A 23,783-nucleotide genomic window follows, 5' to 3' on the forward strand; every position below is an offset into this window, starting at 1 on the left:
GTAAAGCGCTCTATTCGGTCGGCCCATGATTGTCGCAAGAGGCCATATATTCATGTTTTGTTCTGCTTAATGTTCCAGGCCGCCGAAAGGCGGCCTGGAAGGAGATCGAGCGATTCGGATTTTGAGTGCTGCCGTCGTCGTTAAACAAAGGCAAACGCTGCCGTCACCCAAATCTCCACCCCAGGACGTCGGGATTACGAGCAGCCCGTCGTGGACCCGCAGGTGTCGCACTTCAGGCAGGTGCCGTTGCGGACCAGCGTGAAGTTCGCGCATTCCGGGCAGGCCTCGCCGACATAGCCTTTCATCTTAGCCTCGGCGCGGCGGTCCGCGACGCTCCGCTCCACCTTTGCGAAGGGCAGGGCGTCCGCGATGGTCTCGGCCTGACCGGGCGCCACCGGCTCCGCCTTCAGCGCGGTGCTGCCGCGGATCGCGTGGACCGTTCCGCCGGCCGGGGCCGACTGACCGGCGCTCGCCGCGCCCACACCGACCGTCCCGCCCGCCGGGCCGCCCTGGATCAGGGTGAGCCGGTCGGCCGAGCCGCGCAGGAGGCCGCGGGAGACGACCGAGGAGGCTGGGGCGGGCTTCGGGCCCTCGCGGGTCGTGTCGCCGCTCTCGCCGCCGCCGATCACCGTGCCGCCGATCTCGGCGGGGCTGACATGGGCGAGGTCGGCGCGGCCGAGATACGAGACCGCCAGCTCGCGGAAGACGTAGTCGAGGAGCGAGGTCGCGTTCTTGATCGCGTCGTTGCCCTGCACGAAGCCCGCCGGCTCGAACCGCGTGAAGGTGAAAGCCTCCACGTATTCCTCCAGCGGCACGCCGTACTGGAGGCCGAGCGAGATCGCGATGGCGAAGTTGTTCATCAAGCTCCGGAAGGTCGCGCCCTCCTTGTGCATGTCGATGAAGATCTCGCCCAGCCGCCCGTCGTCGTACTCGCCGGTGCGCAGGTAGACCTTGTGGCCGCCCACGACTGCCTTCTGGGTGTACCCCTTGCGCCGGGCCGGCAGCTTCTCGCGGGAGCGGATGCGCTCCACCCGCTCGATCACCCGCTCGACGATCTTCTCCGCCACCGCGGCAGCCTTGGCGGCGGCCGGGGCCTGGATCAGCGCCTCGATACCTTCATCCGCCTCGTCGTCCTCATCCGAGATGAGGGCCGAGTTGAGCGGCTGCGACAGCTTCGAGCCGTCGCGGTAGAGGGCGTTCGCCTTGAGGGCGAGACGCCAGGACAGCAGGTAGGCCGCCTTGCAATCCTCCACCGTGGCGTCGTTCGGCATGTTGATGGTCTTGGAGATCGCCCCCGAGATGAAGGGCTGGGCCGCCGCCATCATGCGGATGTGGCTCTCGACCGAGAGGTAGCGCTTGCCGATCCGCCCGCACGGGTTGGCGCAGTCGAAGACCGCGTAGTGCTCGAGCTTGAGGAAGGGCGCGCCCTCCAGCGTCATCGCCCCGCAGATATGGGTGTTGGCGGCCTCGATCTCCTTTTTGGAGAAGCCGAGGAACGGCAGCAGCTCGAAGGTCGGGTCCGCGAGCTTCTCGGCCGGGACCTTCAGGGTCTGGATCAGGAAGTCGTCGCCGAGCGTCCAGCGATTGAACACGAACTTGATGTCGAAGGCCGACTTCAGCCCCTTCTCCACCGCGGCGATCTTCTCGTCCGAAAAGCCCTTGGCGCGGAGCGTCGTCGGGTTGATCCCCGGCGCCTGGCCCATGGAGCCGTGGCCGACCGCGTAGGCCTCGATCTCGGCGATCTCGGATTCGCGGTAGCCCAGCGCCCGCAGGGCGTCCGGCGCGGCCTGGTTGATGATCTTGAAGTAGCCGCCACCGGCGAGCTTCTTGAACTTCACCAGGGCGAAGTCGGGCTCGATCCCCGTGGTGTCGCAATCCATCACGAGGCCGATCGTGCCGGTGGGCGCGATCACGGTGGCCTGCGCGTTCCGGTAGCCGTGCTCCTCGCCGAGCTTCAGCGCCCGGTCCCAGGCGGCGCGGGCATGGTCGCCCAGGTCGGCCTGCGGGATGTTGGCATGGTCGAGGGCGACCGGCGCGACATTCAGGAACTCGTAGCCTGCGGTCTCGCCATGCGCGGCCCTACGGTGGTTGCGGATCACCCGCAGCATCGCGTCGGCGTTCTCGTCATAGGCCTGGAAGGTGCCGAGTTCGGCAGCCATCTCGGCGGAGGTGGCGTAGGCGACACCGGTCATGATCGCGGTAAGCGCCCCGGCCAGTGCCCGGCCCGCATCGGAATCGTAGGGCAGGCCCATGGTCATCAGCAGGCCGCCGATATTGGCGTAGCCGAGACCCAGCGTCCGGTACCGGAAGGAGAGTTCCGCGATCTCCTTGGATGGGAACTGCGCCATCATCACGGAGATTTCGAGCACCACCGTCCAGAGGCGGTTGAGGTGCTCGAACGCCTCCACGTCGAAGCGCTTGGTCTCCCGGTCGTACATCGTCAGCAGGTTCGCCGAGGCGAGATTGCAGGCGGTGTCGTCGAGGAACATGTACTCGGAGCACGGGTTCGAGGCCCGGATCCGCCCACCCGCCGGGCAGGTGTGCCAGTCGTTCATCGTGGTGTTGAAGTGCAGGCCCGGATCCGCCGACGCCCAGGCGGCCTCGCCGATCCGCTCCCACAGCTCACGCGCCTTCAGGGTCTTGGTGACCTTGCCGGTGGTGCGGGCCGTGAGGTTCCAGTCCGCGTCCGCCACGACGGCGCGCAGGAAGCCGTCGGTCAGGGAGACCGAGTTATTGGAGTTCTGGCCGGCCACCGTCAGGTAGGCCTCGGAATCCCAGTCGGTGTCGTAGACGGGGAAGTCGATCTTGGTGAAGCCCTGACGGGCGAACTGCACCACGCGCTTGATGTAGGCGTCCGGCACGGACGCCCGCCGGGCAGCCTTGATCTCGCGCTTGAGGGCCGGGTTGCGCTCGGCATCGAAGCAAGCGTCGCCTTCAGCCTCGCACTGGGTGCAGGCCTTCATCACCAGGGTCAGGTGCTTGGAGACGACCTTCGAGCCGGTCACCAGGGCGGCGACCTTCTGCTCCTCCTTCACCTTCCAGTCGATGAAGGCCTCGATATCCGGGTGGTCGATATCGACGATCACCATCTTGGCGGCGCGCCGGGTGGTGCCGCCCGACTTGATCGCGCCCGCCGCCCGGTCGCCAATCTTGAGGAAGCTCATCAGGCCCGACGACTTGCCGCCGCCACCGAGCTTCTCGTTCTCGGCGCGCAGCTGCGAGAAGTTCGAGCCGGTGCCCGAACCGTACTTGAACAGGCGCGCCTCACGCACCCACAGATCCATGATGCCGCCCTCGTTGACGAGGTCGTCCTGGACCGACTGGATGAAGCAGGCATGCGGCTGCGGGTGCTCGTAGGCCGTGGCCGACTTGGTCAGCGCGCCGGTCTGCGGGTCGCAGTAATAGTGTCCCTGGCTCGGGCCATCGATGCCGTAGGCCCAATGCAGGCCGGTGTTGAACCATTGCGGCGAGTTCGGCGCCACCATCTGGCGGGCGAGCATGAAGCGCAACTCGTCCATGAAGGCGGACGCGTCCGCCTCCGACGAGAAATAGCCGCCCTTCCAGCCCCAGTAGGTCCAGCAGCCGGCGAGCCGGTCGAAGACCTGCGTGGCGGAGGATTCCGAAACGAAGCGCTCGTCCTCCGGCAGATCCGCCAGCGCCGCCTCGTCGGGCACCGAGCGCCACAGGAACGAGGGAACCGCGTTCTCCTCGACCTTGCGGAGGCGAGCCGGCACCCCCGCCTTGCGGAAATACTTCTGCGCGAGGACGTCGCTCGCCACCTGGCTCCAGCTCTCTGGCACGTCGATGCCGTCGAGGCGGAACACAATCGACCCGTCCGGATTGCGGATCTCGCTCAGGGCCTTGCGGAAGGGGATCCCGGCGTAGGGCGATTGTCCGGCCGTTGTGTAGCGACGCTCGAACCGCATGAAACACACCTCTTCCGACGGGACACGACGGCCCCGGCCCCGCGCGACGCGGGGTCTATGCCCGATATTGGGATTCGCGGCCGAACACGCCCGGCGAAGGGTCGTCACCCGGTGTCGCGAACGAAATCTAGGAACGGTCGCCCCTGCTCAACGCGCCACTCCAAGGTCGCGACCGATGCCGGGAGAATACCGCCGCCTTCCTTCTCACGTCAACAAGTGGTGTTCGGCGGCCTTGTTCCCCGCTAGATGTTGTGCCGGCTCGCAAAAGCCTGTGGATATCGTCCCGGGCCCGGATAAGTGTCCTTCCCGCTTTCCGGAATCGGATCGGGAAAATTTTAGATTCACAACCGTCGAGAGAGCGGTGGGCGCCCGGCCGAAACGGGGAGCGGAAAGCCCGCCTTGAGCGTTGCCGCACAGCGACACTTCCGTCTCGCGGCTGGACTCGCGGGCGCGCGGTCACCATAACGACGCCGAGAAGCGCCCCCGCGGCGCGGCACGATCTCGGGACCGGCGATGGCGCTGAAGGACACTTTGCTGCGCGTCTTCACATGGTGGAACGGCCAGACCGTCTCCCTGGCGCTCCAGACCGCCCGCACCGGCATTTTCGTCGGCGAGGACGAGTTCGGGAACAAGTACTACAAGGCGGAAGGCGCGCTGATCGACCGCTCGGTCGGTTCGGAGCGCCGCTGGGTCGTCTACAACGGCTATGCCGACGCCTCGAAGGTCCCCCCCGGCTGGCGTGGCTGGCTCTGCCACAATGTCGATCTCGCCCCGAGCGAGGAGAACTACGAGCCGAAGGCTTGGCAGAAGCCGCATATCGAGAACCAGACCGGCACGGCCAACGCGTACCGGCCGGCGGGTTCGCAGCTCTCCTGGGGCCAGCGGCCGGCGGCCACCGGCGACTACGTCTCCTGGTCGCCGGGCGAGTAGATCCCCGGTCTCCCGCGGACCCGGCGCCCTTTTGCCGCCACCGTTCCGGTGTTCATGACGGGCCAATCCCGATCGTCCGCCGCGCAATCGTTGGCGCGGCCGGCCACCCTCGTCTAGGGGTCCGAGCCTTGAGCCGCATCACCGCCTTCGCACGCCGCGCGCTCGCCCCGAGCCTGGCGCTCGCCATCTGCGCCAGCCCCGCCGCCGCCGACAAGATCAAGAACCCGACCGCGGTCTTCTCCGGCCTCGACAAGATCACCGGCCGGATCGTCAACTTCGAGGTGGCGGTCGACGAGACCGTGCAGTTCGGCGCGCTGCAGCTCACCCCGCGGGTCTGCTACACGCGTCCGCCCACCGAGAGCGCCAAGACCACGGCCTTCCTCGAGGTCGACGAGGTGACCCTCGACAACAAGTACCGCCGCATCTTCACCGGCTGGATGTTCGCGTCGAGCCCCGGACTGCACGCGATCGAGCATCCGATCTACGACGTGTGGCTGGTCGACTGCAAAGGCGGCAGCGATGTGATCGCCGAAGCCAAGGAGCAGGAAGACGTCCCGGCCGTCGCGGCCAAGCCCGAGAAGGCGAAGCGCCCGGGCAAGGACCCCACGAAGACCGCGCAGCAGCTCAATGCGGCCGGGCAGGTGGACGTGGAGGCGCCGCGCGGCGTGCCCGTCCAGCCGCGCCAGAAGCCCTCGCGCAAGTTCTTCCCGTCGAACGAGGGTCCGGCACCGGCTCCGCCGCCGCCGCATCAGCCGCAGAACCTGTTCGACGCTCTATTCCGCTGACTGCGTCCGCGATCCGGTCCCCGCACCCGCCTCGATGAACTCGTCCGGCGTCGTCAGGGGCCGGTTCGAACCGCGACGCCGCTTCAGGCGACGTTGACGCGCCGCCCGCGATTCCACGCCAGGAACGGAACACCGGAGAGGAGTCCGGCGAGCGCCGCACCCGTCTGGTGGCAGCCGTTCACCGAGACCCGGGGCAGGGCCTGAAGGTGCGCGGCATGCTCGGCGAACAGGTGACCGGGCCGCGTGGTCACTGCCGTCGCAAAGCCCATCTCCCGCGCCAGAGCGAATTCCCGCGGTCCGGCGGAGGTCGGGTCTCCCACCGGATAGGACAGGTGCCGCACCTGCCGTCCGAGTTCCGCCTCGATCCGCGCGCGTCCCTCGGCGATCTCGCGGGCGGCGAAGGCGGCGTCGTGCTTGGCCAGCATCGGGTGGCTCACCGTATGCGCGCCGATGGTGACGGCCGGGTCGGCCGCGAGATCGCGCAGCTCCGCCCAGGACAGGCACAGTTCGGAGGCGATCCGTCCGGGCGGGAAGCCGGCCTGTCGGCAGAGCTCGGCGATCCGGTCGAGAAGGTCGGCCTCGCGGCCGCGGCGCAGGTCCCGGTAAACGACTTCGAAGGCCAGAGCCTTCTCCTGCGGGCTGCGGGCCGGCAAGTCCACGCTGCGGGACCCGATGTCGATCCGCACGCGATCGAGGCGCGCGATCGCGCGCTCCAGCTCGATCCACCAGAGCCGGCCGCCCTGATCGGCGAAGCCGCTGGTGACGAACAACGTCCACGGCGCGCCGTGGCGGGCCAGCACGGGACGCGCATGCACGACATTGTCCCGGTAGCCGTCATCGAATGTCAGGACCGCGAAGGGCGGCCCGTAATCGGGTTCGGCCAGGCGCTCCGGCAGGTGATCCAGGCCGATGACCTCGAAGCCCCGGGCATCGAGTTCCCGCAGGGTCAGGTCGAGGAATTCCGGCGTGATGCCCAGCAGGCGATTCGGCGCGAAGGCGGGACTCGGCGCGGGGCTGACGTGGTGGAATGTGAGGATCACACCGAGGCCGCGGGCGGCGGGGCCGAGCCACCGATCCGCCCCGAGCGCCTGTATCGCGCGAAAGCCGGACGCGAAGACCCGATGCTTGGCGCGCGACGACAGCATGATTCTGAACCGATCGGGCCGCAGCGCCCGTACCACGGAGCCTTGGCGCGACGCGGTAAACAAATCCGAAAGCCGTCGCACCGAGGGGCAACCGGAAGAAAGGAGCTGTTAGGCACGCATCCCTTTTGCCGCGCCGTGCCGCGCCGCGGGCCCAGGATCCCGCGTTGAGGTGACGGGCCATTCAGGCCCTGGAACCCAGTATTCGGGTGGCACGGGATCGTCGGTGGTCCCTGGGAGATCGGGTCATGGCGACCGGCGTCCAGATGGCGGGAACGGACATGGTCGAATCGCGCCTGGCCCACGGGCTCATCGCGGAGATCATCCCGGATCTGAATGCCGCCGAGGCACTCTGGCGCCGGCTCGAAACCGACCCGGCCGCCCTCGGGACGCCCTATCAGCGGTTCGACTGGGTGAGCGCCTATCTGCATGCGACCGGGCAGGTCGAGCATGCCCGCATCGTGATCGTCCGGAATGCAGATGGGCGTCCACGCCTTCTCATGCCGTTGACGCTGCAGCGGGAACACGGCCTCCGCATCGCGCGCACCGTCGGTGACACGCACGCCAACTATCATATGCCGCTCTTCGCCACCCGCGATGCGGCAGCCCTCCCGCCCAGCAGCATCGTCACGGCCCTGATCCAGGCGGGCCGGGCCAACGGCATCGACGCCTACACCCTCAAGCATCAACCCAGGATGTGGGACGGGGCGGCGAATCCGCTCGCCGCGACTGGCGAGCCCGAGGCCAGCGATGCCTACGGTCTCATGCTCGGGCCGGACCCGGAGGCGACCGTGCGCCGGGTCTTCAGCGCCGACGCCCGCAAGAAGCTGCGCTCGAAGGAGAAGCGCCTCATCGAGGCGCACGGCGCCATCGCCTACCGCCGCGCCGGGACGCCCGAGGAGGCGCAGCGTCTGCTGGCCGCCTTCTACGCGCAGAAATCGGCGCGCTTCGCCGTCATGGGCATCTCCGACCCCTATGCCGATCCCGCGATCCGCGCCTTCCTCGCGGCGGCGTCGACCGGCGCGGAGCCGGCGATGGAGGTGCATGCCCTCTGCCTCTTCGAGAGCGGCCGGGTCCTGGCAACGTTCGGCGGCGCCGTGAGCGACCGGCGCTTCAGCGGCATGATGACGGCATTCGACGCCGACCCGGAGATCGCCCGGTACAGCCCCGGAGACCTGTTGCTGCAACATCTGGTGCGCGATCAGACGGACCGGGGCCGGCAGGGCTTCGACCTCGGCGTCGGCGAGGCGCGCTACAAGGCCAGCATCTGCGACGAGACGATCAGCCTCGTCGAGACGGTCATACCGGTGAGCTTGCGCGGCCGGACCTACGGGGCCGTGCGCGGAAGCCTGACGCGCACGAAGCGGCGCATCAAGCGAGACCCGCGTCTCTACGCCGTCCTCAAGCGGCTCCGGGCTTTGCGCCGCCGGCCCTGACCGTCGCCGTCCTGGGCCGGACCCGCGCCCGGCGGCACCCGTCTCAAGCGGCGCTGAGGCGCAGCTCGGCCGCCGGATCCTGAAAATCCGCATTCGCCGGACGGTCCTGAGCGACCAGGATCTGCCCCGCACCCGCATCCTCGGCCAGGGCGTAGAGATCGGCCAGCGCCGGATCCTCCGCATCGGCATTCGACGCGATCACCACGCAGTCCATGAAGCCCGCGACGAGTTCGAGCAGGTCGACGGCGCCCGGCGCGGCGGCGAGCCGGAAGAGCACGCACTCGTAGGCCTCCGCCATGGCTTCGAAGGTCAACACCAGAGCGTCCGGCGCGTCGAACAGGACCGTCGAATCGTGGAGCCCGGCCGCGATCCGATGATGGCCGCCGGCGCGACCGGCCTGAATCACATCGAGGAAGGCAGCCTCGCCGGCGATGAGGTCGGAGAAGCCCAAGCCCCGGGGCCCGCTGCTCGGCGCGTTCAGATCCACGGCGACGAGGCTCCCCTCGCGGCCGAGGGCACGGGTCAGGGCCTCTGAGAGCGTCGCCGGACCGCGCCGGTCCTCGGTCTCGACGATCAGGATCCGGCGGCCGGACTGGGCCCCCGGGTCGCGGGGCGCTGCGGCGATGCGCGCGACGAGGGGCGCAAGGTCGAAGGTCTCGCCGGTGCCGGCTGACGCTTTCGCCACGGGTGCCGTCGTCGCGGAGGCGGCTGCGGCCTCCGACGGCTGGGACCAGCGCTCGGACGGCATCGGCTCCGGAAACGCGAAGGTCGGCCGGTCCATCACCGGCTCGCGGCGGCGGCGATCGTCCGTCGGATCGCCGTCGCGCTGTCCGGCAGCGCGGCCGGATTCGGCGAGCAGCGCGCTGGCGATGACGCCGCCGGCCGAGAGCATGAGGGTCAGCAGCGTCGCGAACGCGACGATCGGCAACTTCTTCGGGAAGGACGGCACCTCGGGCGTCACCGCGCGGGATACGATCCGGGCATCGGCCGGCGTCGCCGCCTCGCCGTCGCGCGCCGCCGCCTCGCGGTAGCGGCCGAGATAGGATTCGAGCTGCTCACGCTGCGCCTTGGCCTCGCGCTCCAGCGCGCGGAGCTGGATCTCGCTGGCGTTTCCTTGGGCGACGACGTCCTGCTGGCCGTCCACGGCGCTCCGGAGGCTCTCGACCCGTGCGCCGGCGATCTTGGCGTCGTTGTCCATCGTCCGCACGATGCGCTCGGCGGAAGCCTTGATCTGCGCGTCGAGATCCTCGAGCTGGGCGTTGAGTTCCTTGATCCGCGGATGGGCCGGCAGCAGCGTGCGCGATTCGAGGGCGAGCTGGGCGCGCACCGAGATCCGGTTCTCGACGATCCGCCGGATCACCTCGTTGTTGGCGACATCCGGGATCTCGAAGGCGCGCCCGTCCTTGATCAGGTCCTTGATGGCCTTCACCTTGCCGTCGAGATCGGCTTTCAGGCTCCGCGCCGCCGAGAGCTGGCTCGACAATTCGCCGAGCTGCTGCGCGTTGAGGGGCCGGCCGGTGGCGCCGGCGCTGCCCACGAGGCCGTTCTTGACGCGGAACGCCTCGACCTTCGCCTCGGCTTCGGCGACGCGCTTGCGGAGCCCATCGATGTTGCCGCCGAGCCACGTGGAGGCATAGCGGGCGGTATCGACCTTATCGGCCTCCAGCGATCCGATGTAGAGCTTCGCGATGGTGTTGGCGGCTTCGGCCGCGAGCTTCGGATCCTTCGCGCGGAACTCGATCGTCAGGATGCGCGACTTTCCGGCGGGAAAGACCAGCAGGTGATCGAAATAGGCATCGAGCACGCGGTCCTCGGCCGGGCGGTCCAGAGGATTGGCGCCGATGCCGAGCATCATCAGCACGCGCTGCACCGGGCCGATGCTGCCGGCGCCGGGATCGAATTCGGCATTGCCCACGAGCTTGAGCCGGCGGATCGCCTCGCGGGCGAGATCCCGGGACATGACCACCTGCACCTGGCTCGCCACAGCCTGCTCGTCGATGGGCGCGAGCTGGTCGGCGCGTTCCTGCGCGGTGCGGGCGAAGGCCGGGTCGCGGCTCTCCAGGAGAACCTTCGCCTCGCCGGTGTAGCGGGGGCTGACCACGTTGACGAAGACGCTCGCCCCCAGGGCGACCACCAGGGTCGGTCCGACGATCCATCCGATCGAGCGCCGCAGGATCCGCGGCAGCTGCGCGAGACCGAGGCCCTCCTCGGCGCGCGGCTGCGGGCTGGGCAGGGCGTTGGTCGAGCGTTGACGTATAGAGGACATGCGGACGCTCTGGACGCGGCGGAAAACCGGGCCGGCATTACTGCCCGCCCGCCGCCATTAGTGGATGTTAAGGTTGCTCAAGAGTTAAGGCGCGCGCGGACCGGCGGCGCCGGCCGGCCCGTCCGGCGGTGATCAAGTTTCATTAACCTTAACGGCCTAGATGATCCGGCAACTGCATCCTTGACGGCGATGGTGATGAACCGGCGCGCTCTGCTCCTCGCACTCGGCTCGACTCTGGCACTCGGCGGCTGCCTGCGGCCGAGCTTCCGCACCGACGAACTCGACGCGACCGGCACCGGGTCGATCGCTGCCCGCTACACGCTGGCGGCGGGCGACAAGCTCCGGGTGATCGTCTTCGGCCAGGACAACCTGTCGAACATTTACGCGGTGGATGGTGCCGGTCGCATCGCCATGCCGCTGATCGGCACCGTGCAGGTCGGCGGTCAGACGACCGCCCAGGCGGCCAAGGCGGTCGAAGCCAAGCTGGCGGCCGGGTTCGTCCGCGAGCCGCACGTCACCGTGGAGGTGGACGCCTACCGGCCCTTCTACATTCTCGGAGAGGTGACCACCTCGGGCCAGTATCCGTTCGTCAACGGCATGACCGTCGAGACGGCGGTGGCCATCGCCGCCGGCTTCGGCCCCCGGGCGGCGCGGGATTATGCCGTTCTGACCCGCGACACCAACGGCACGCTGGTCTCAGGAATCGTGCCGATGACCTACGCGGTCCGTCCGGGCGACACGATCGTCATCAAAGAGCGCTTCTTCTGAGCGACGGCCGGGCCAATCACTGCGCCTCATGCCACGGGTTGATCACCCGCATCGCGGTCTTCTGCGCGGGGATCGGCGTCGCGATCTCGGGGGCCGGCTGTTTCGCCCGCGCCATCATCTGCCGTGCGGCCTGTGCGGGCAGGGTGCCCACCGGCGTGAACAGGCCGGCCAGGACCTTGCGGGTGCCCTTGCTGACCAAGCGCGAGTTCTGGACCGGTTCGAAATCCCGGATGGCGTGACGCTTGTCGGGATTCCCGGTGAACACCCGGGCGCCGGCATTCAGGACCACGATGTCGCCGGGGCGCAGCGTCTCGTCCTTCAACAGAGCCGCCGTGGCGCCGCCCTTCATGTCGATGGGGGTCTGGCGCTCGCTGATCTCCCGCTCCTTGACGCGGATCTTCAGCGGCAGCGCCGCGTAGCGGGTCTGAAAGCGCCGGCGCGCGGCGCCGAGCCGCGGGCTCGCTTGGCGGCCATACGAACGGCCCTCGAAGGCCGGAGCCTGGGTCTGCGCGGGCTGAGCTTGTTGAACCGCCGGCCGAGCCCCGAACAGCATCTCGAGGAAGCCCAGTTCGGCCGCGTGGGCGTGCATCGTCGTCCCGGCGAGAAGGCCGCCGGACGTCATGACGGCCAGCAAACTGCTCGTGCGAAGCCTCATGACATCCTCCGGAACCGACGCCCGACGTGAGCATCCGACCCTCAACCGCAAGGCGTACTGGAGGGTTCCGGATGATTTACGATCTGCTTAGCAACACCCGTCGACTTCGCGACGGTGCAGTATTCGACGCCCCCGTCTGAGGGCGATGACGCGATCGGGATGCGGTGGGGGTGAAGCGCCGATCAGCCCGGAGCGGATTGTTCGCCCTCGCCGATGCAGTCGAGGGCGCGCTCGACCGCACTCACGGCATCGAGCAGGTGCTGGACCGTCCGCTCGACCTCGAGCGCGGGGCGACCCATCGCGGCGGCGCGGGCGCTCACATCCTCGAGCTGCTCCAGGAGGGCGAGAAGATCACCGGCCACGGTCACGACTTCGCAGCGGGCGAGGCGCGTGACGGTGGGACGCGGGCGGAAGGGCAAGACGTTGCTCATTGCCGAGGGTTGTCGCCCGAAACGGTCTGGATTCGCCAGGGGGCGCGGGCCGCGCTCAACACGATTGCCCGTCGGTATCCGCCCCAAACCGGGGGTGTGGTGGATTTTCCGTGGCCGCTGCGCATCGGAGGCCACAGAACGGATTTACACGTTGCGCGCGACCTTGACGGGCGCGCTCTCGGGCTGACCATGCCGCGAGACGTTTCGTCGAGGCCTCGTCCGGGAGATGCCGGAGGGAGGCTCGACTCCGGCAGGCTTCAGGATTTGCGATGCGCTTGACCCTTCTCGCCCTCTCCGCACTCACCATCGGTGGCCTGTGCGCCTGCAGCACCAGCGACGGGCCGGACTCGCGCAGCGGGCTGGCCGAGACCTTCAACCTCGACAATTACCGCGCCTCCGGCAACACGAACGGCACCCAGAGCCGCCGGGACGTGAACCGCGCCTACACCCAGCCCACGCTGCCGACGATCGGCAACCGCGGGATGTGACACCCGCGGTCGCGACGCGTCAGCGCTTGGTGAGCGCGTCCGCGAAGGCGGCGATCCGGTTGCGGGCGTAGACCGGCAGGCCGGCGCTGATCGAGTTGCCGGTGTTGAAGCTCGAATTGCCCATCAGCACCTGCGCCGGCAGCAGGTTCTTGAGGACCGGCACACGGGCGTACTCGGCCTTGCGGTCGAGGACGTCCCCCTTGATCGCCAAGGCCATGTAGGTGGTGACCACCGTCTTGGTCGGGTCGTTCGGCATCGGCTGGAACACGGCGAGGAACTTGCCGAAGCGCAGGATCTGGTTGACCCAGAAGATCGTCTGCTCCAGCCCGCCGGTGACGGACGTGTCGATCTTGGTCAGTGCCTTGAGCGCGGCGCCCTGGTCCGGCCCGAGGACCCGCAACTCGCTCTGGAACGAGACGAACTCGGCGATCTTCTTGGCCGACCCTTCCTCCAGCTTGTTGGCGAGCTTCACCCCGAGCGGCAGCTTGCCCTCGAGATCGTAGCGCGACTCGATGCAGGCGCCCGCCCCCTCGCACCAGGGCCGGTCGGGTCGCTTGGCGAAGGCGGCGGCCGGATCCTTGTTGGGGGTCACGTCGGCGGCCGAGATGGCGCGGTGCTTGATCGCCGGATCCATCTTCTGGACGAAGGCGAGATTGGCGAAGGCCTGCAGGTCGATCGCCTCGGCCGGCCGCGGGACGACGAAGCGCCCCTCGGCCACATAGACCTTCAGCGTCTCGTGCCGGGGCTTGGTCACGCCGTTCACCGTGACCGTGTAATCCGGCTCCTTGTAGCCGGGATAGGGGGCGAGCGCCGCCGCCTCGGCCGGCCGCACCTTCAACCAGTCGAGATACGGGATCAGGCCGTTCTCCGGCGCCGACGGATTCTCGCGGTGATCGGTGAACAGGATCTGGCCCGGCTTGATCGCGGCGGGGTCGACGGCCGTGACCGAGGGCACATCCTTGACCCGCTCCGGTGCCGGCGCCGTGTTGGCGGCGGGCGTCTGAGCGCGGACCGGGATGGCCGGGAGAGCGACCGTGAGGGCGGCCGCCAGGGCGGCAGGAAGCTGCTGACGCAACGGGATTCTCATCTCTCGGGGAGGGCAGTCAGTAACCGGGATCTTCGCCGAACAGGTAATCCGGATCGCGGCGGCGCGGCCGGCGCGCGTCGTCATCCCCGCCGAACGGCGAGCGGTTTGTCTGGCCGGGCCAGGGCTTGTACGGATCCTGCCCGTAGAGATCCACATCGCCCTGCGCACGGCGGCTGCGCGGCGCCGGACGCTCGCCGAACGGGTCCAGGAAGTCGGCCCGCGGCCGCTCGCCCGTCATGTTGCCGTAATAGTCGCCCGCCACGTTCGCGCCATCGTCGGCGCCGGCGAGATCGCCGTCCTGGGCATCGGGCCGCATGGCGTAGAGCGTCTCCCGCGGAACGAGGCGGTACTGCGTGTCCGCCATCCGTCCGTCGCCGCTTGTGCGGAAATGCTCGAGAAAGCCGCCGCCCGCGACCCGCACGCCGCTGCGCGGATCGACCGCCAGGTCGGCGATGAAGGGGCGCGCCTCGGGGGAGGGGCCCCGCAGCGGCGTCTTGGCGATTCCGTTCGCCCAGGCCGCCTGCAGGATCGCCGAGGCGATCGGCACCGAGACATGGCCGCCGGTCTGGCCGCGGCCGAGGGTCTTGCGGGTGCCGTCGGCGTTGTCGTAGCCGACCCAGACCACCACGCTGATCTCGTTGGTCAGGCCCGCGAACCACGCGTCGTTCTCGTTCTCGGAGGTTCCGGTCTTGCCGGCGACGTAGGCCGAGACCTTCGACAGCGCCGCCGCGGTGCCGTGCTGTGTCACCCCCTGCAGCATGGTCTTGAGCTGGTAGAAGGCGACCCGGTCCGCAGAGGCGATCCGCGCCGGCTCCTTGGCGGGGTGCGTGTAGAGCGGCTTGCCGTCCCGCTCGACGGATTCGAGCGCGTAGGGGGCCGGACGCGCGCCCTCGTTGGCCACTGCCGCGTAGAAGCCCGCGAGGTCCAGCATCCGCACCGGCTGCGCGCCGAGGACGAAGGGATAGTAGGGCTCGCACTCGGCGTAGATCTGTGCCTCCAGGGCGATGTCGCAGACCCGTTTCAGGCTCGCCGGCGCCTTGGGTTCGATTCCACCCTGGAGCAGACGGGCGGTGACGAGGTTCTTGGAGAATTCGAGGCCGCGCCGCAGGGTGGTGGGGCCCGAACCGCCCCCCTCGTAGTTCTTCGGCGACCAGGAATCGCCGGTCCCGCCGATCGGCGGCAGGGTGACGGCGGAATCCATCACCAGGGTGTTGGGCTGCAAGCCGGCATTGAGCGCGGCGAGATAGGTCAGCGGCTTCAGGGTCGAGCCGGGCTGGCGCACCGTCTGGGTGACGCGGTTGAGCTGGCTCAGCGGGTAGGAGAAGCCGCCGGCCATCGCGAGGATCCGGCCGGTCTGGTTCTCCATCACCAGGGCCGCGCCCTGGACCGTGGGCCGGACGCGGATCTGCGCGCGCAGGCCGCCCTTGCCCGAACCGACCTTCACGCGGATCACGTCGTAGACCTGCAGCTTGCCCCGGGCGATGCCGGGGTCGAGGACGGCGGTCCGGCCATCGGCGAGGCCGACCTTCATGCCGCCGCGCCCGGTCTCCAGCACCACCGCCATCGGCCAATGCACGTCGTAGAGCACCGGGCGGGCGCTCTCGAGCGCCAGAAGCCAGGCCGGCTTCTTCTGCGGGACCGCCGCGACCTTCTCGCCACGACGCGCCTTGGCGTCCGCTTTGGCGTCCATCTTGGCATCCGCCTTGGGCGCATCCGTTCGCGCTCCCGTCACCGCGGGCGCCGCCTGTGTCGCCCCCTCCGGTGCAGGAGTCGCGGCCTGGATCCGGCGGACGCTGTCGGCGAGGTTGAGTTCGGGCCCCGCGAAGACCTGACGGCCCGTGGAGCGCTCGTAATTGGCGAGCCCGTCCTGGAGAGCCTCCTCGACGGAGCGCTGCAGGCCCGCATTGATCGTCGAGCGGACGGTCAGCGACCCGGAGGTCAAAGAATCCACTCCCGCGAAGGTGCGGGCCTCCCGATTGAGGAAATCCACCACGTAGAAGCCGGAATCGCGCCGCGCGGTCTCGATCGGCTTCAGCCCGAGATCGGACTTGATCGCCGCGCTCATCTCGGCCTCGGTAATCGCGCCCTCTTCCTTGAGGCGGGCGAGCACGTAGGCGCGCCGCTCCCGCGCCCGGTCCGGATACTTGTCGGGGCTGTAGAAATTCGGCCCCTTGGGCATGCCGGCGAGGAGCGCGGCCTCCGGCAGGGTGAGCTGCCCCACCGGCTTCCCGAAATAGCTCTGCGCCGCCATCTCGATGCCGTAGGCGCCGCGGCCGAGATAGATGCCGTTGAGATAGAGCCCGAGAATCTGCGGCTTCGAGAGGATCCGCTCCAGCCGCGACGCGACGATCATCTCGCGGATCTTGCGCTCGTAGGTGACGTCGTCGCCGACCGAGAGGTTCTTGACCACCTGCTGGGTGATGGTCGAACCACCCGCCGGACGTCCCGGCGAAGCGAGATTGGCGATGAAGGCGCGGATCACGCCGCGCTCGTCGATGCCGTGATGGGTCTCGAAGCGCTTGTCCTCGGCGGCGATGAAGGCCTTCTGCACCAGCGTCGGAACCGCCGTGATCGGCACGACGATGCGGCGCCCGTTCGGCTCGGAGGCCTCGGCGAAGGGCTTGCCGGCGCCGTCGAGGATCCGGGTCATGCCGGGCAGCGCCTTGTCGCGCAGGGCCTCGGCGCTGGGCAGGTCCTTGGTGGCGTTGTCGTAGAACTCGATCACCGCCTTGGCGTCGAAGGGCGAGTTCGCCGGGTTCTCGCCTTTGCAGAACTGCTTGTAGCTCGTGTTCAGCTCGTTCAGGTCGAGCCCGTGCAGGATCTTCGGGGCGGCCGGCCCGGCGACGGTGGACGGATCCTCCATCGCGGTGGTGATCAGCTCGTCGAGGTTGATGTCCTCGATGTCGAAGGCCTTGCGCATGTGGGCGCAGCCGTCGCGCAGCAGGCGCACAACCTCGGGCCCATCGGTGGCTGGATCGAACTGCGTCCGGACCGCCTCCGGCCGGGTCGTGACCTGGCTCAGGGTCAGGGCGGTCGCGAACAGCTTGATCAGGATGGCGTTCATACGGGCCGAGTTCGGGGGACGCGACGGGGCGGGCGCGGACCTTTCGGGAGCGCGCCTGAACAGGGCGTGCACAACGCGGCTGATTTAAGGAGACGCCGCACGGCAACGCTTTGATGGGGTCCCACGTTCGTGAGGCGCGACGACGCCGGGGGGGCCATGATCAACGACCTGTGGTACAAGAACGCCATCATCTATTGCCTGTCGGTCGGCACCTTCATGGATGCCAACGGCGACGGGATCGGCGACTTCGCTGGGCTCGAGCGCCGGCTCGACTACATCCAGGGCCTGGGCGCCACCGCGGTCTGGCTGATGCCCTTCCAGCCGTCGCCCAAGAAGGATGGCGGCTACGACATCGCCGACTATTACGGCGTCGACCCCGATTACGGCTCGCTCGGTGACTTCGTCGCCTTCACCCACGCCGCCAAGCAGCGGGGGCTGCGGGTGCTGATCGACCTCGTGGTCAACCACACCTCGGACCAGCACCCATGGTTCCAGTCGGCCCGCTCCGACCCGGACTCGCCCTATCGCGACTGGTACGTCTGGTCGAAAGAGCGCCCCGCGAGCGCCGACGAGGGCATGGTCTTCCCGGGCGTGCAGGAGACCACCTGGACCTACGATGCGAAGGCCAAGGCGTGGTATTTCCACCGCTTCTTCAACTTCCAGCCGGATCTCAACACAGCCAATCCCGAGGTGCTGGCCGAGATCCTCAAGATCATGGGTTTCTGGATCCAGCTGGGCGTCTCCGGCTTCCGCATGGATGCCGTGCCGTTCGTCATCGCCGAGAAGGGGGCCGATGTCGGCGGCAAGCCCCGCGAGCAGTTCGAGATGCTGCGCGACCTGCGCGAGTTCCTGCAATGGCGCCAGGGCGACGCCATCATCCTGGCCGAGGCCAACATCCTGCCGAACCAGGACATGGATTATTTCGGCGACGACGCCGACCGCATGCACATGATGTTCAACTTCCAGGTCAATCAGGCGACCTTCTACGCCCTTGCGGCCCATGATGCGCGCCCGCTGGTCAAGGCGATCGAGCGGACGAAGCCGCGCCCGCTCTCCTGCCAATGGGGCATCTTCCTGCGGAACCACGACGAGCTGGACCTGGGACGCCTGACGGGCAAGCAGCGTCAGAGCGTGTTCGACGCCTTCGGGCCCGAGAAGGGGATGCAGCTCTACGACCGCGGCATCCGCCGCCGCTTCGCACCGATGCTGGCCGGCGATCCCCGCCGTATCCGGCTGGCCTATTCGCTGATGTTCACCCTGCCGGGGACGCCGGTGCTGCGTTACGGCGACGAGATCGGCATGGGCGACGAGCTCGCGCTCAAGGAGCGGGACTGCGCCCGCACGCCGATGCAGTGGACCAGCGAGTATCAGGGCGGCTTCTCCACGGCCGACCGCACGGTGATTCCGCTGATCGACCACGGGCCCTACGGCTACGCGCACGTGAACGTCGCCGACCAGCGCCACGAGGCCGACTCGCTGCTCAACTGGATGCAGAGCATGATCCGGCAGCGCAAGGAGGCGCCGGAGATCGGCTGGGGCGACGTGGTCCCGATGGAGACCGGGCGTCCCTCGGTGCTGGCGCTCCGCTACGACTGGCGCGGCAACGCCATCCTGTGTGTCCACAATCTGGCGCCGGAGCCTGTCGAGGTCGCCATGGCATCCGGCGTGGAGGATTCCGAGCACGACATCCTCGTCGATGTGCTGACCGGCAGCCGCAGCGAGGTCGGCGAGGACGGCCGGCACTGCCTGTTCCTGGAAGGCTACGGGTACCACTGGTTCCGGGTCGGGGGCCTCGACGCGCTGTTGAAGCGGCGGCCGGCGTGAGGAAAACCGGCGCCCGGCTCGCCCTCGGCCGGCGAAGACGGTAGGACACGCCTGAGCAAGGTGTAGCATGGCCCGGACGAAGCATTATCCCTCGGACGCGACGATCGCCGACATCCTGCCGGATCTCGCCGACGCTGAAGACTACCTGCGCGAGGTGCTGGTCACCATGAGGCTGTGCCAGAAGCATTACGGCGACGCCTCGGTGCGGATCGGCGTGACCGGCCGGTCGCCGACGCCGTCCTACCGGATCGACCGGCCGGACGAGACGGCGCGGGACGACGGTGCCGTCGAGGCGGGCAGGACCCTGTTCGGAGCCTATGGCGGCCGGTCCCACGACCGGTTCACGCAGGTCAACACCGCGGAGACGCGCTGGAGCTCGCGGGCGCTCGGCATGGCCGAAATGCTGGCGCTTCACGACGGCCTGCGCCGCCCCAGGGGCAACGCGGCCTGAGCGTGCCGCACAGGGTGCCGCCCACCAGTGTTCTGCGCTAGACTGCGGCCGAGGGCGTCCGGAGCGGCGCTGCCTACACGCGGGACGACATGCCAGGTACGCCACGCGCCGGGATCATCCCGGTCACACCCTTCCAGCAGAACTGCACCCTGATCTGGGACGACACGACCAAGGTCGGCGCCGTGGTGGATCCCGGCGGCGATCTCGATCGGATCGAGGCGGCCATCCGCGAGCAGGGCGTCACCGTCGAGAAGATCCTGCTGACCCACGGTCATGTCGACCACGCCGCCGGCGCCGACGAGCTGCGCGAGCGCCTCGGCGTTCCGATCGAGGGGCCGCACCAGGCGGACAAGTTCCTGCTGGATTCCCTGCCCGAGACCGCCGCCAATTACGGCCTCGGCGCGGCCCGGCCCGTCACGCCCGACCGCTGGCTCGACGAGGGCGATGCCGTGACGGTCGGCGGTCTCGGCTTCGATATCCTTCACTGCCCCGGGCACTCGCCCGGCAGCGTCGTGTTCGTGAGCCGGGACGCGCGGTTCGCCCTGGTCGGCGACGTGGTGTTCAAGGGCTCGGTCGGCCGCACCGACCTGCCGGGCGGCAACCACGAGCAGCTGATCCGGGCCATCAAGGACAAGGTCCTGCCGCTGGGCGACGACATCGCTTTCATCCCGGGCCATGGTCCGACGAGCACGCTCGGCGAGGAGCGTGTCTCAAATCCCTTCCTGCAGGACTGACCGACATCATGGACAAGCGCCGCATCGGCCGCTCCGACCTGACGGTCGCGCCGTTCTGCCTGGGCGGCAACGTCTTCGGCTGGACCGCCGACGAGGCGAGCGCCTTCGCGATCCTCGACCGGTTCGTGGAGAGCGGCTTCGATTTCATCGACACCGCCGACGTCTATTCGCGCTGGGCCCCCGGCCATGTCGGCGGGGAATCCGAGACGGTGATCGGACGATGGCTGGCCAGCCGTCCGGGCGTCCGGGACAGGATCGTGCTGGCGACCAAGGTCGGGATGGACATGGGCGAGGCCGGCAAGGGTCTCTCGGCGGCCCATATCGAGCGGGCCTGCGAGGCCTCGCTGCGGCGGCTGCGGATCGACCGGATCGACCTCTACCAGTCCCATGTCGACGATAACGACGTGGCCCTGGACGAGACCCTGCGGGCTCATGAGCGCCTGATCGCGGCGGGCAAGGTCCGCGCGATCGGCGCCTCGAACTACAGCGCGGCGCGGCTCAAGGAGGCACTGACGATAGCCGCCTCCGCGGGGCTGCCACGCTACGAATGCCTCCAGCCGGATTACAGCCTCGCCCAGCGCGGTTACGAGGCCGAGCTGGAGCCGCTCTGCCGGGCCGAACAGATCGGCGTCATCGGCTACTTCTCGCTGGCCGCGGGCTTCCTCACCGGCAAGTACCGCAGCGCCCAGGACGCGACGGGACGGGCCCGTGAGAACCGCGTCGCCAAGTACCTCAACCCGCGCGGTCTCGCGCTGCTGAACGTGCTCGATTCGGTCGCGCAGACGCACGGTGCCAGCCCGGCCCAGGTGGCGCTTGCCTGGATCATCGCCCGCCCCGGCATCACGGCGCCCATCGCCAGCGCGACCTCGGTGGCGCAACTCGACGAGCTCCTCGGCGCCGTCCGGCTGACCCTTTCGCCGGAGGCGATCGGCCGCCTCGACACGGCGAGCGCGGGCGGCATTGAGGGCTAACGCGGCGTTAAGCGGCGAGCGTCACAAAAGCTTCGGGACGGGCCCGCCGCGGGCCCGTAAAATCGTGCAATCTCAACGCGGAACCCCTATATCAGGCGGATCAAGCGAGAGTTCAGGCGCGGGCACCCGACGGCGCATCTGCCACCGACGCGATTAGGCCCGCCTGCCCGAGGAAGTTCATGGCCGACACCCCCCAGACCGAGCCTGCCGATTACGGCGCGGAATCCATCCGCGTGCTGAAGGGCCTCGACGCCGTCCGCAAGCGGCCCGGCATGTATATCGGCGATACCGATGACGGCTCCGGCCTCCACCACATGGTCTACGAGGTCGTGGACAACGCCATCGACGAGGCGCTGGCGGGCCATGCCGATCTCGTCACCGTCACCCTCAACGCCGACGGATCCTGCACCGTCTCCGATAACGGGCGCGGCATCCCGGTGGACATCCACAAGGAGGAGGGTGTCTCGGCGGCCGAGGTCATCATGACCCAGCTGCACGCCGGCGGTAAGTTCGACCAGAACTCCTACAAGGTTTCCGGCGGCCTGCACGGCGTCGGCGTGTCGGTGGTGAATGCCCTGTCGTCGTGGCTTCGCCTGCGCATCTGGCGCAACGACAAGGAGCACGCGATGGAGTTCCGCCACGGCGACGCCGTGGCGCCCCTGGAGGTCGTCGGGCCCGGCAACGGTCGGCGCGGGACGGAAGTCAGCTTCCTGCCCTCCACCGAAACCTTCACGATGATCGAGTTCGATTACGGGACGCTGGAGAAGCGCCTGCGTGAACTCGCCTTCCTCAATTCCGGCGTACGCATCGTCCTGACCGATGCCCGCCATGCCGAGAAGAAGCGCGAGGAGCTGTACTACGAAGGCGGCATCGAGGCCTTCGTCCGGTATCTCGACCGCTCCCGCAAGCCGATCGACGGCATGACCAGCCCGGTGGTCGTCAGTTCCGAGCGCGACGGGATCCGCGTCGAGGTCGCGTTCTGGTGGAACGACTCGTTCAACGAGACCGTGCTGCCCTTCACCAACAACATCCCGCAGCGGGACGGCGGCACCCATATGGCCGGCTTCCGGGCGGCCCTGACCCGGCAGGTCACCGGCTATGCCGAATCCAGCGGCATCGCCAAGAAGGAGAAGGTGTCGCTCACCGGCGAGGATTGCCGCGAGGGCCTCACCGCCGTCATCTCCGTGCAGGTGCCGGACCCGAAATTCTCGTCGCAGACCAAGGACAAGCTCGTCTCGTCCGAGGTCCGGCCCGCGGTCGAGAACGTCCTCAACGAAGGCCTGTCGACCTGGCTCGAGGAGAATCCGAGCCAGGCGCGGTCGGTCATGGCCAAGGTGGTCCTGGCGGCCTCGGCGCGCGAGGCCGCCCGCAAGGCCCGCGAGACCGTGACCCGCAAGGGCGCTCTCGACATCGCCTCGCTGCCCGGCAAGCTCGCCGATTGCCAGGAGCGCGACCCGACGAAGTGCGAGATCCTTCTGGTTGAGGGTGATTCCGCCGGCGGCTCGGCCAAGCAGGGCCGCGACCGGACCTTCCAGGCGGTGCTGCCGCTGCGCGGCAAGATCCTGAACGTCGAGCGCGTCCGCGCCGACCGGATGCTGTCCTCGGCCGAGATCGGCACGCTGATCACGGCGCTCGGCGCCGGGATCGGGCGCTCCTCGACCGACCGCGAGGGCTTCAACCCGGAGAAGCTGCGCTACCACCGCATCATCATCATGACCGATGCGGACGTGGACGGCTCGCACATCCGGACGCTGCTTCTGACCTTCTTCTTCCGGCAGATGCCGGAATTGATCGACCGCGGCCATCTCTACATCGCGCAACCACCGCTTTACAAAGCGGAGCGCGGCCGGAAGGCGATCTACCTGAAGGATGAGCGCGCCCTTGAGGATTACCTGATCGACCAGGGGACCGACGGGGCGATCCTGCGCCTCTCCACCGGTGCGGAGTTCGCCGGGCCTCAGCTCAAGAGCCTCGTCGAGGAGGCGCGGACCTTCCGCAACATCCTGCAGGGGCTGCACACGCGCTACGACCGCGCCGTGGTCGAGCAGGCGGTGCTGGCCGGCGCCTTCGACCCCGAGGCGGCCTCGCGGACCGGCGAGGCCGAGGTGCTGGCCGACCTGACCGCCCGCCGGCTCGACGCCATCGCGGACGAGATCGAGCGCGGCTGGCAGGGCGAATCCTTCGAGGGCGGCTATCGCCTCAGCCGGACGCTGCGCGGCGTCCGGCAGGTGGCGACCCTGGATCTCGGCCTGATCACCTCGCAGGAAGCCCGGCGTCTGTCCGAGCGGGCCGACGCCTTCCGGGAAATCTATGGCGAACCCGCCACCCTGATGCGTAAGTCCGACGAGACCGTGCTGCACGGGCCCGTCGCCCTGTTCGAGGCGGTGATGGCCTTTGGCCGGAAGGGCCTGCAGCTCCAGCGCTACAAGGGCCTCGGTGAGATGACCGCCCAGCAGCTCTGGGAGACCACCCTGGATCGCGACGTGCGCTCCTTGCTGCAGGTCAAGGTGAAGGACGTGACAGACGCCGACGACCTGTTCGTGAAGCTGATGGGCGATGTGGTGGAGCCGCGGCGCGAGTTCATTCAGGAAAACGCCCTCAGCGTCGCCAATCTGGACGTCTAGGGCTCAGCCTGTAATTTCTCAGTAAAACATATCCCGGGAAGCGAGTTATGTGGACCGATTTACTGAGAAGCCTGACCTCGCCGGCATATCGGCCGGTTTTCAGGCCGGTAGAGCATTGATTCAGAGATGCTCTCCGCTGTCAACATCGAGCTTTCGTCAGTGCCCTTTGGTGACCGAGATCCAACGCTTCGGGGATGGTTA

Annotated in this window: 17 protein-coding genes; 10 read left to right on the plus strand and 7 right to left on the minus strand. The window is 68.6% G+C overall.

What is annotated here, in order from left to right; translation table 11 throughout:
• Positions 1-194 precede the first annotated feature (194 nt).
• Positions 195-3,926, minus strand: a complete 3,732-nt coding sequence (locus P9K36_RS01765; RefSeq protein ID WP_043755229.1) for a vitamin B12-dependent ribonucleotide reductase — start codon at positions 3,924-3,926, stop codon at positions 195-197.
• Between the two features lie 513 nt (positions 3,927-4,439).
• Here P9K36_RS01765 and P9K36_RS01770 point away from each other — a divergent pair.
• Entirely contained in the window at positions 4,440-4,856 is a 417-nt protein-coding gene (locus P9K36_RS01770; protein ID WP_078947231.1) for an NADH:ubiquinone oxidoreductase subunit NDUFA12, read from the plus strand.
• 128 nt (positions 4,857-4,984) lie between these two features.
• Positions 4,985-5,641 (plus strand): DUF2155 domain-containing protein, encoded by a 657-nt coding sequence (locus tag P9K36_RS01775; RefSeq protein ID WP_043380931.1) that lies wholly within the window; start codon positions 4,985-4,987, stop codon positions 5,639-5,641.
• A gap of 83 nt (positions 5,642-5,724) precedes the next feature.
• Here P9K36_RS01775 and P9K36_RS01780 read toward each other — a convergent pair whose 3' ends face one another.
• Positions 5,725-6,786: a polysaccharide deacetylase family protein gene (locus tag P9K36_RS01780; protein ID WP_043755233.1), complete on the minus strand. Its 1,062-nt coding sequence runs from the start codon at positions 6,784-6,786 to the stop codon at positions 5,725-5,727.
• Positions 6,787-7,031: 245 nt separating this feature from the next.
• Between P9K36_RS01780 and P9K36_RS01785 the strand changes: the two genes are divergently transcribed.
• Entirely contained in the window at positions 7,032-8,219 is a 1,188-nt protein-coding gene (locus P9K36_RS01785) for a GNAT family N-acetyltransferase (protein ID WP_052083517.1), read from the plus strand.
• Positions 8,220-8,262: 43 nt separating this feature from the next.
• On the opposite strand, the gene P9K36_RS01790 is transcribed toward P9K36_RS01785, so the two are convergent.
• Positions 8,263-10,485, minus strand: a complete 2,223-nt coding sequence (locus P9K36_RS01790; RefSeq protein ID WP_043755237.1) for a GNVR domain-containing protein — start codon at positions 10,483-10,485, stop codon at positions 8,263-8,265.
• A 189-nt stretch (positions 10,486-10,674) separates the two neighbouring features.
• On the opposite strand from P9K36_RS01790, the gene P9K36_RS01795 reads away from it, so the two are divergent.
• The gene (locus tag P9K36_RS01795) at positions 10,675-11,253 is read left to right on the plus strand and encodes a polysaccharide biosynthesis/export family protein (RefSeq protein ID WP_043345320.1); all 579 of its coding nucleotides are present in this window, start codon (positions 10,675-10,677) and stop codon (positions 11,251-11,253) included.
• 16 nt (positions 11,254-11,269) lie between these two features.
• Here P9K36_RS01795 and P9K36_RS01800 read toward each other — a convergent pair whose 3' ends face one another.
• Positions 11,270-11,908, minus strand: coding sequence for a hypothetical protein (locus P9K36_RS01800; protein ID WP_043755239.1), 639 nt, complete (start codon positions 11,906-11,908; stop codon positions 11,270-11,272).
• Between the two features lie 182 nt (positions 11,909-12,090).
• Positions 12,091-12,339 carry a hypothetical protein gene (locus P9K36_RS01805; RefSeq protein ID WP_043345326.1) on the minus strand — a complete coding sequence of 83 codons (249 nt, stop codon included), beginning with the start codon at positions 12,337-12,339 and terminating at the stop codon, positions 12,091-12,093.
• 269 nt (positions 12,340-12,608) lie between these two features.
• Here P9K36_RS01805 and P9K36_RS01810 point away from each other — a divergent pair, with 269 nt between their 5' ends.
• Positions 12,609-12,827, plus strand: coding sequence for a hypothetical protein (locus P9K36_RS01810; protein ID WP_043380921.1), 219 nt, complete (start codon positions 12,609-12,611; stop codon positions 12,825-12,827).
• Positions 12,828-12,846: 19 nt separating this feature from the next.
• Here the strand turns inward: P9K36_RS01810 and P9K36_RS01815 are convergent, their stop codons facing one another.
• Positions 12,847-13,902, minus strand: coding sequence for a hypothetical protein (locus P9K36_RS01815; protein ID WP_043380918.1), 1,056 nt, complete (start codon positions 13,900-13,902; stop codon positions 12,847-12,849).
• Positions 13,903-13,930: 28 nt separating this feature from the next.
• Entirely contained in the window at positions 13,931-16,978 is a 3,048-nt protein-coding gene (locus tag P9K36_RS01820; protein ID WP_043755245.1) for a transglycosylase domain-containing protein, read from the minus strand.
• Between the two features lie 156 nt (positions 16,979-17,134).
• Here P9K36_RS01820 and P9K36_RS01825 point away from each other — a divergent pair, with 156 nt between their 5' ends.
• From P9K36_RS01825 to gyrB, 5 genes are all read left to right on the plus strand, one after another.
• The gene (locus P9K36_RS01825) at positions 17,135-18,802 is read left to right on the plus strand and encodes an alpha-amylase family protein (protein ID WP_043345339.1); all 1,668 of its coding nucleotides are present in this window, start codon (positions 17,135-17,137) and stop codon (positions 18,800-18,802) included.
• Positions 18,803-18,869: 67 nt separating this feature from the next.
• On the plus strand, positions 18,870-19,253 hold the full coding sequence (locus tag P9K36_RS01830; RefSeq protein ID WP_111473132.1) for a hypothetical protein: 384 nt from the start codon (positions 18,870-18,872) through the stop codon (positions 19,251-19,253).
• A gap of 89 nt (positions 19,254-19,342) precedes the next feature.
• Positions 19,343-19,987: an MBL fold metallo-hydrolase gene (locus P9K36_RS01835; RefSeq protein ID WP_043380910.1), complete on the plus strand. Its 645-nt coding sequence runs from the start codon at positions 19,343-19,345 to the stop codon at positions 19,985-19,987.
• Positions 19,988-19,995: 8 nt separating this feature from the next.
• Positions 19,996-20,958: an aldo/keto reductase gene (locus tag P9K36_RS01840; protein ID WP_111473131.1), complete on the plus strand. Its 963-nt coding sequence runs from the start codon at positions 19,996-19,998 to the stop codon at positions 20,956-20,958.
• A gap of 179 nt (positions 20,959-21,137) precedes the next feature.
• Positions 21,138-23,582 (plus strand): DNA topoisomerase (ATP-hydrolyzing) subunit B, encoded by a 2,445-nt coding sequence (gene gyrB / locus P9K36_RS01845; protein WP_043380905.1) that lies wholly within the window; start codon positions 21,138-21,140, stop codon positions 23,580-23,582.
• The last annotated feature ends 201 nt before the right edge of the window (positions 23,583-23,783 follow it).

Origin of the sequence: Methylobacterium sp. 391_Methyba4 (assembly GCF_029691625.1) — a bacterium.
GTDB classification, from domain to species: domain Bacteria; phylum Pseudomonadota; class Alphaproteobacteria; order Rhizobiales; family Beijerinckiaceae; genus Methylobacterium; species Methylobacterium fujisawaense.

Bases quoted from the DNA above. Each gene is read 5' to 3' on its own strand.
- P9K36_RS01765 (WP_043755229.1), bottom strand. From the start codon at position 3,926: ATGCGGTTCGAGCGTCGCTACACAACGGCCGGACAATCGCCCTACGCC.
- P9K36_RS01770 (WP_078947231.1), top strand. From the start codon at position 4,440: ATGGCGCTGAAGGACACTTTGCTGCGCGTCTTCACATGGTGGAACGGC.
- P9K36_RS01780 (WP_043755233.1), bottom strand. From the start codon at position 6,786: ATGCTGTCGTCGCGCGCCAAGCATCGGGTCTTCGCGTCCGGCTTTCGC.
- P9K36_RS01785 (WP_052083517.1), top strand. From the start codon at position 7,032: ATGGCGACCGGCGTCCAGATGGCGGGAACGGACATGGTCGAATCGCGC.
- P9K36_RS01790 (WP_043755237.1), bottom strand. From the start codon at position 10,485: ATGTCCTCTATACGTCAACGCTCGACCAACGCCCTGCCCAGCCCGCAG.
- P9K36_RS01795 (WP_043345320.1), top strand. From the start codon at position 10,675: ATGGTGATGAACCGGCGCGCTCTGCTCCTCGCACTCGGCTCGACTCTG.
- P9K36_RS01800 (WP_043755239.1), bottom strand. From the start codon at position 11,908: ATGAGGCTTCGCACGAGCAGTTTGCTGGCCGTCATGACGTCCGGCGGC.
- P9K36_RS01805 (WP_043345326.1), bottom strand. From the start codon at position 12,339: ATGAGCAACGTCTTGCCCTTCCGCCCGCGTCCCACCGTCACGCGCCTC.
- P9K36_RS01810 (WP_043380921.1), top strand. From the start codon at position 12,609: ATGCGCTTGACCCTTCTCGCCCTCTCCGCACTCACCATCGGTGGCCTG.
- P9K36_RS01820 (WP_043755245.1), bottom strand. From the start codon at position 16,978: ATGAACGCCATCCTGATCAAGCTGTTCGCGACCGCCCTGACCCTGAGC.
- P9K36_RS01825 (WP_043345339.1), top strand. From the start codon at position 17,135: ATGATCAACGACCTGTGGTACAAGAACGCCATCATCTATTGCCTGTCG.
- P9K36_RS01830 (WP_111473132.1), top strand. From the start codon at position 18,870: ATGGCCCGGACGAAGCATTATCCCTCGGACGCGACGATCGCCGACATC.
- P9K36_RS01835 (WP_043380910.1), top strand. From the start codon at position 19,343: ATGCCAGGTACGCCACGCGCCGGGATCATCCCGGTCACACCCTTCCAG.
- P9K36_RS01840 (WP_111473131.1), top strand. From the start codon at position 19,996: ATGGACAAGCGCCGCATCGGCCGCTCCGACCTGACGGTCGCGCCGTTC.
- gyrB (WP_043380905.1), top strand. From the start codon at position 21,138: ATGGCCGACACCCCCCAGACCGAGCCTGCCGATTACGGCGCGGAATCC.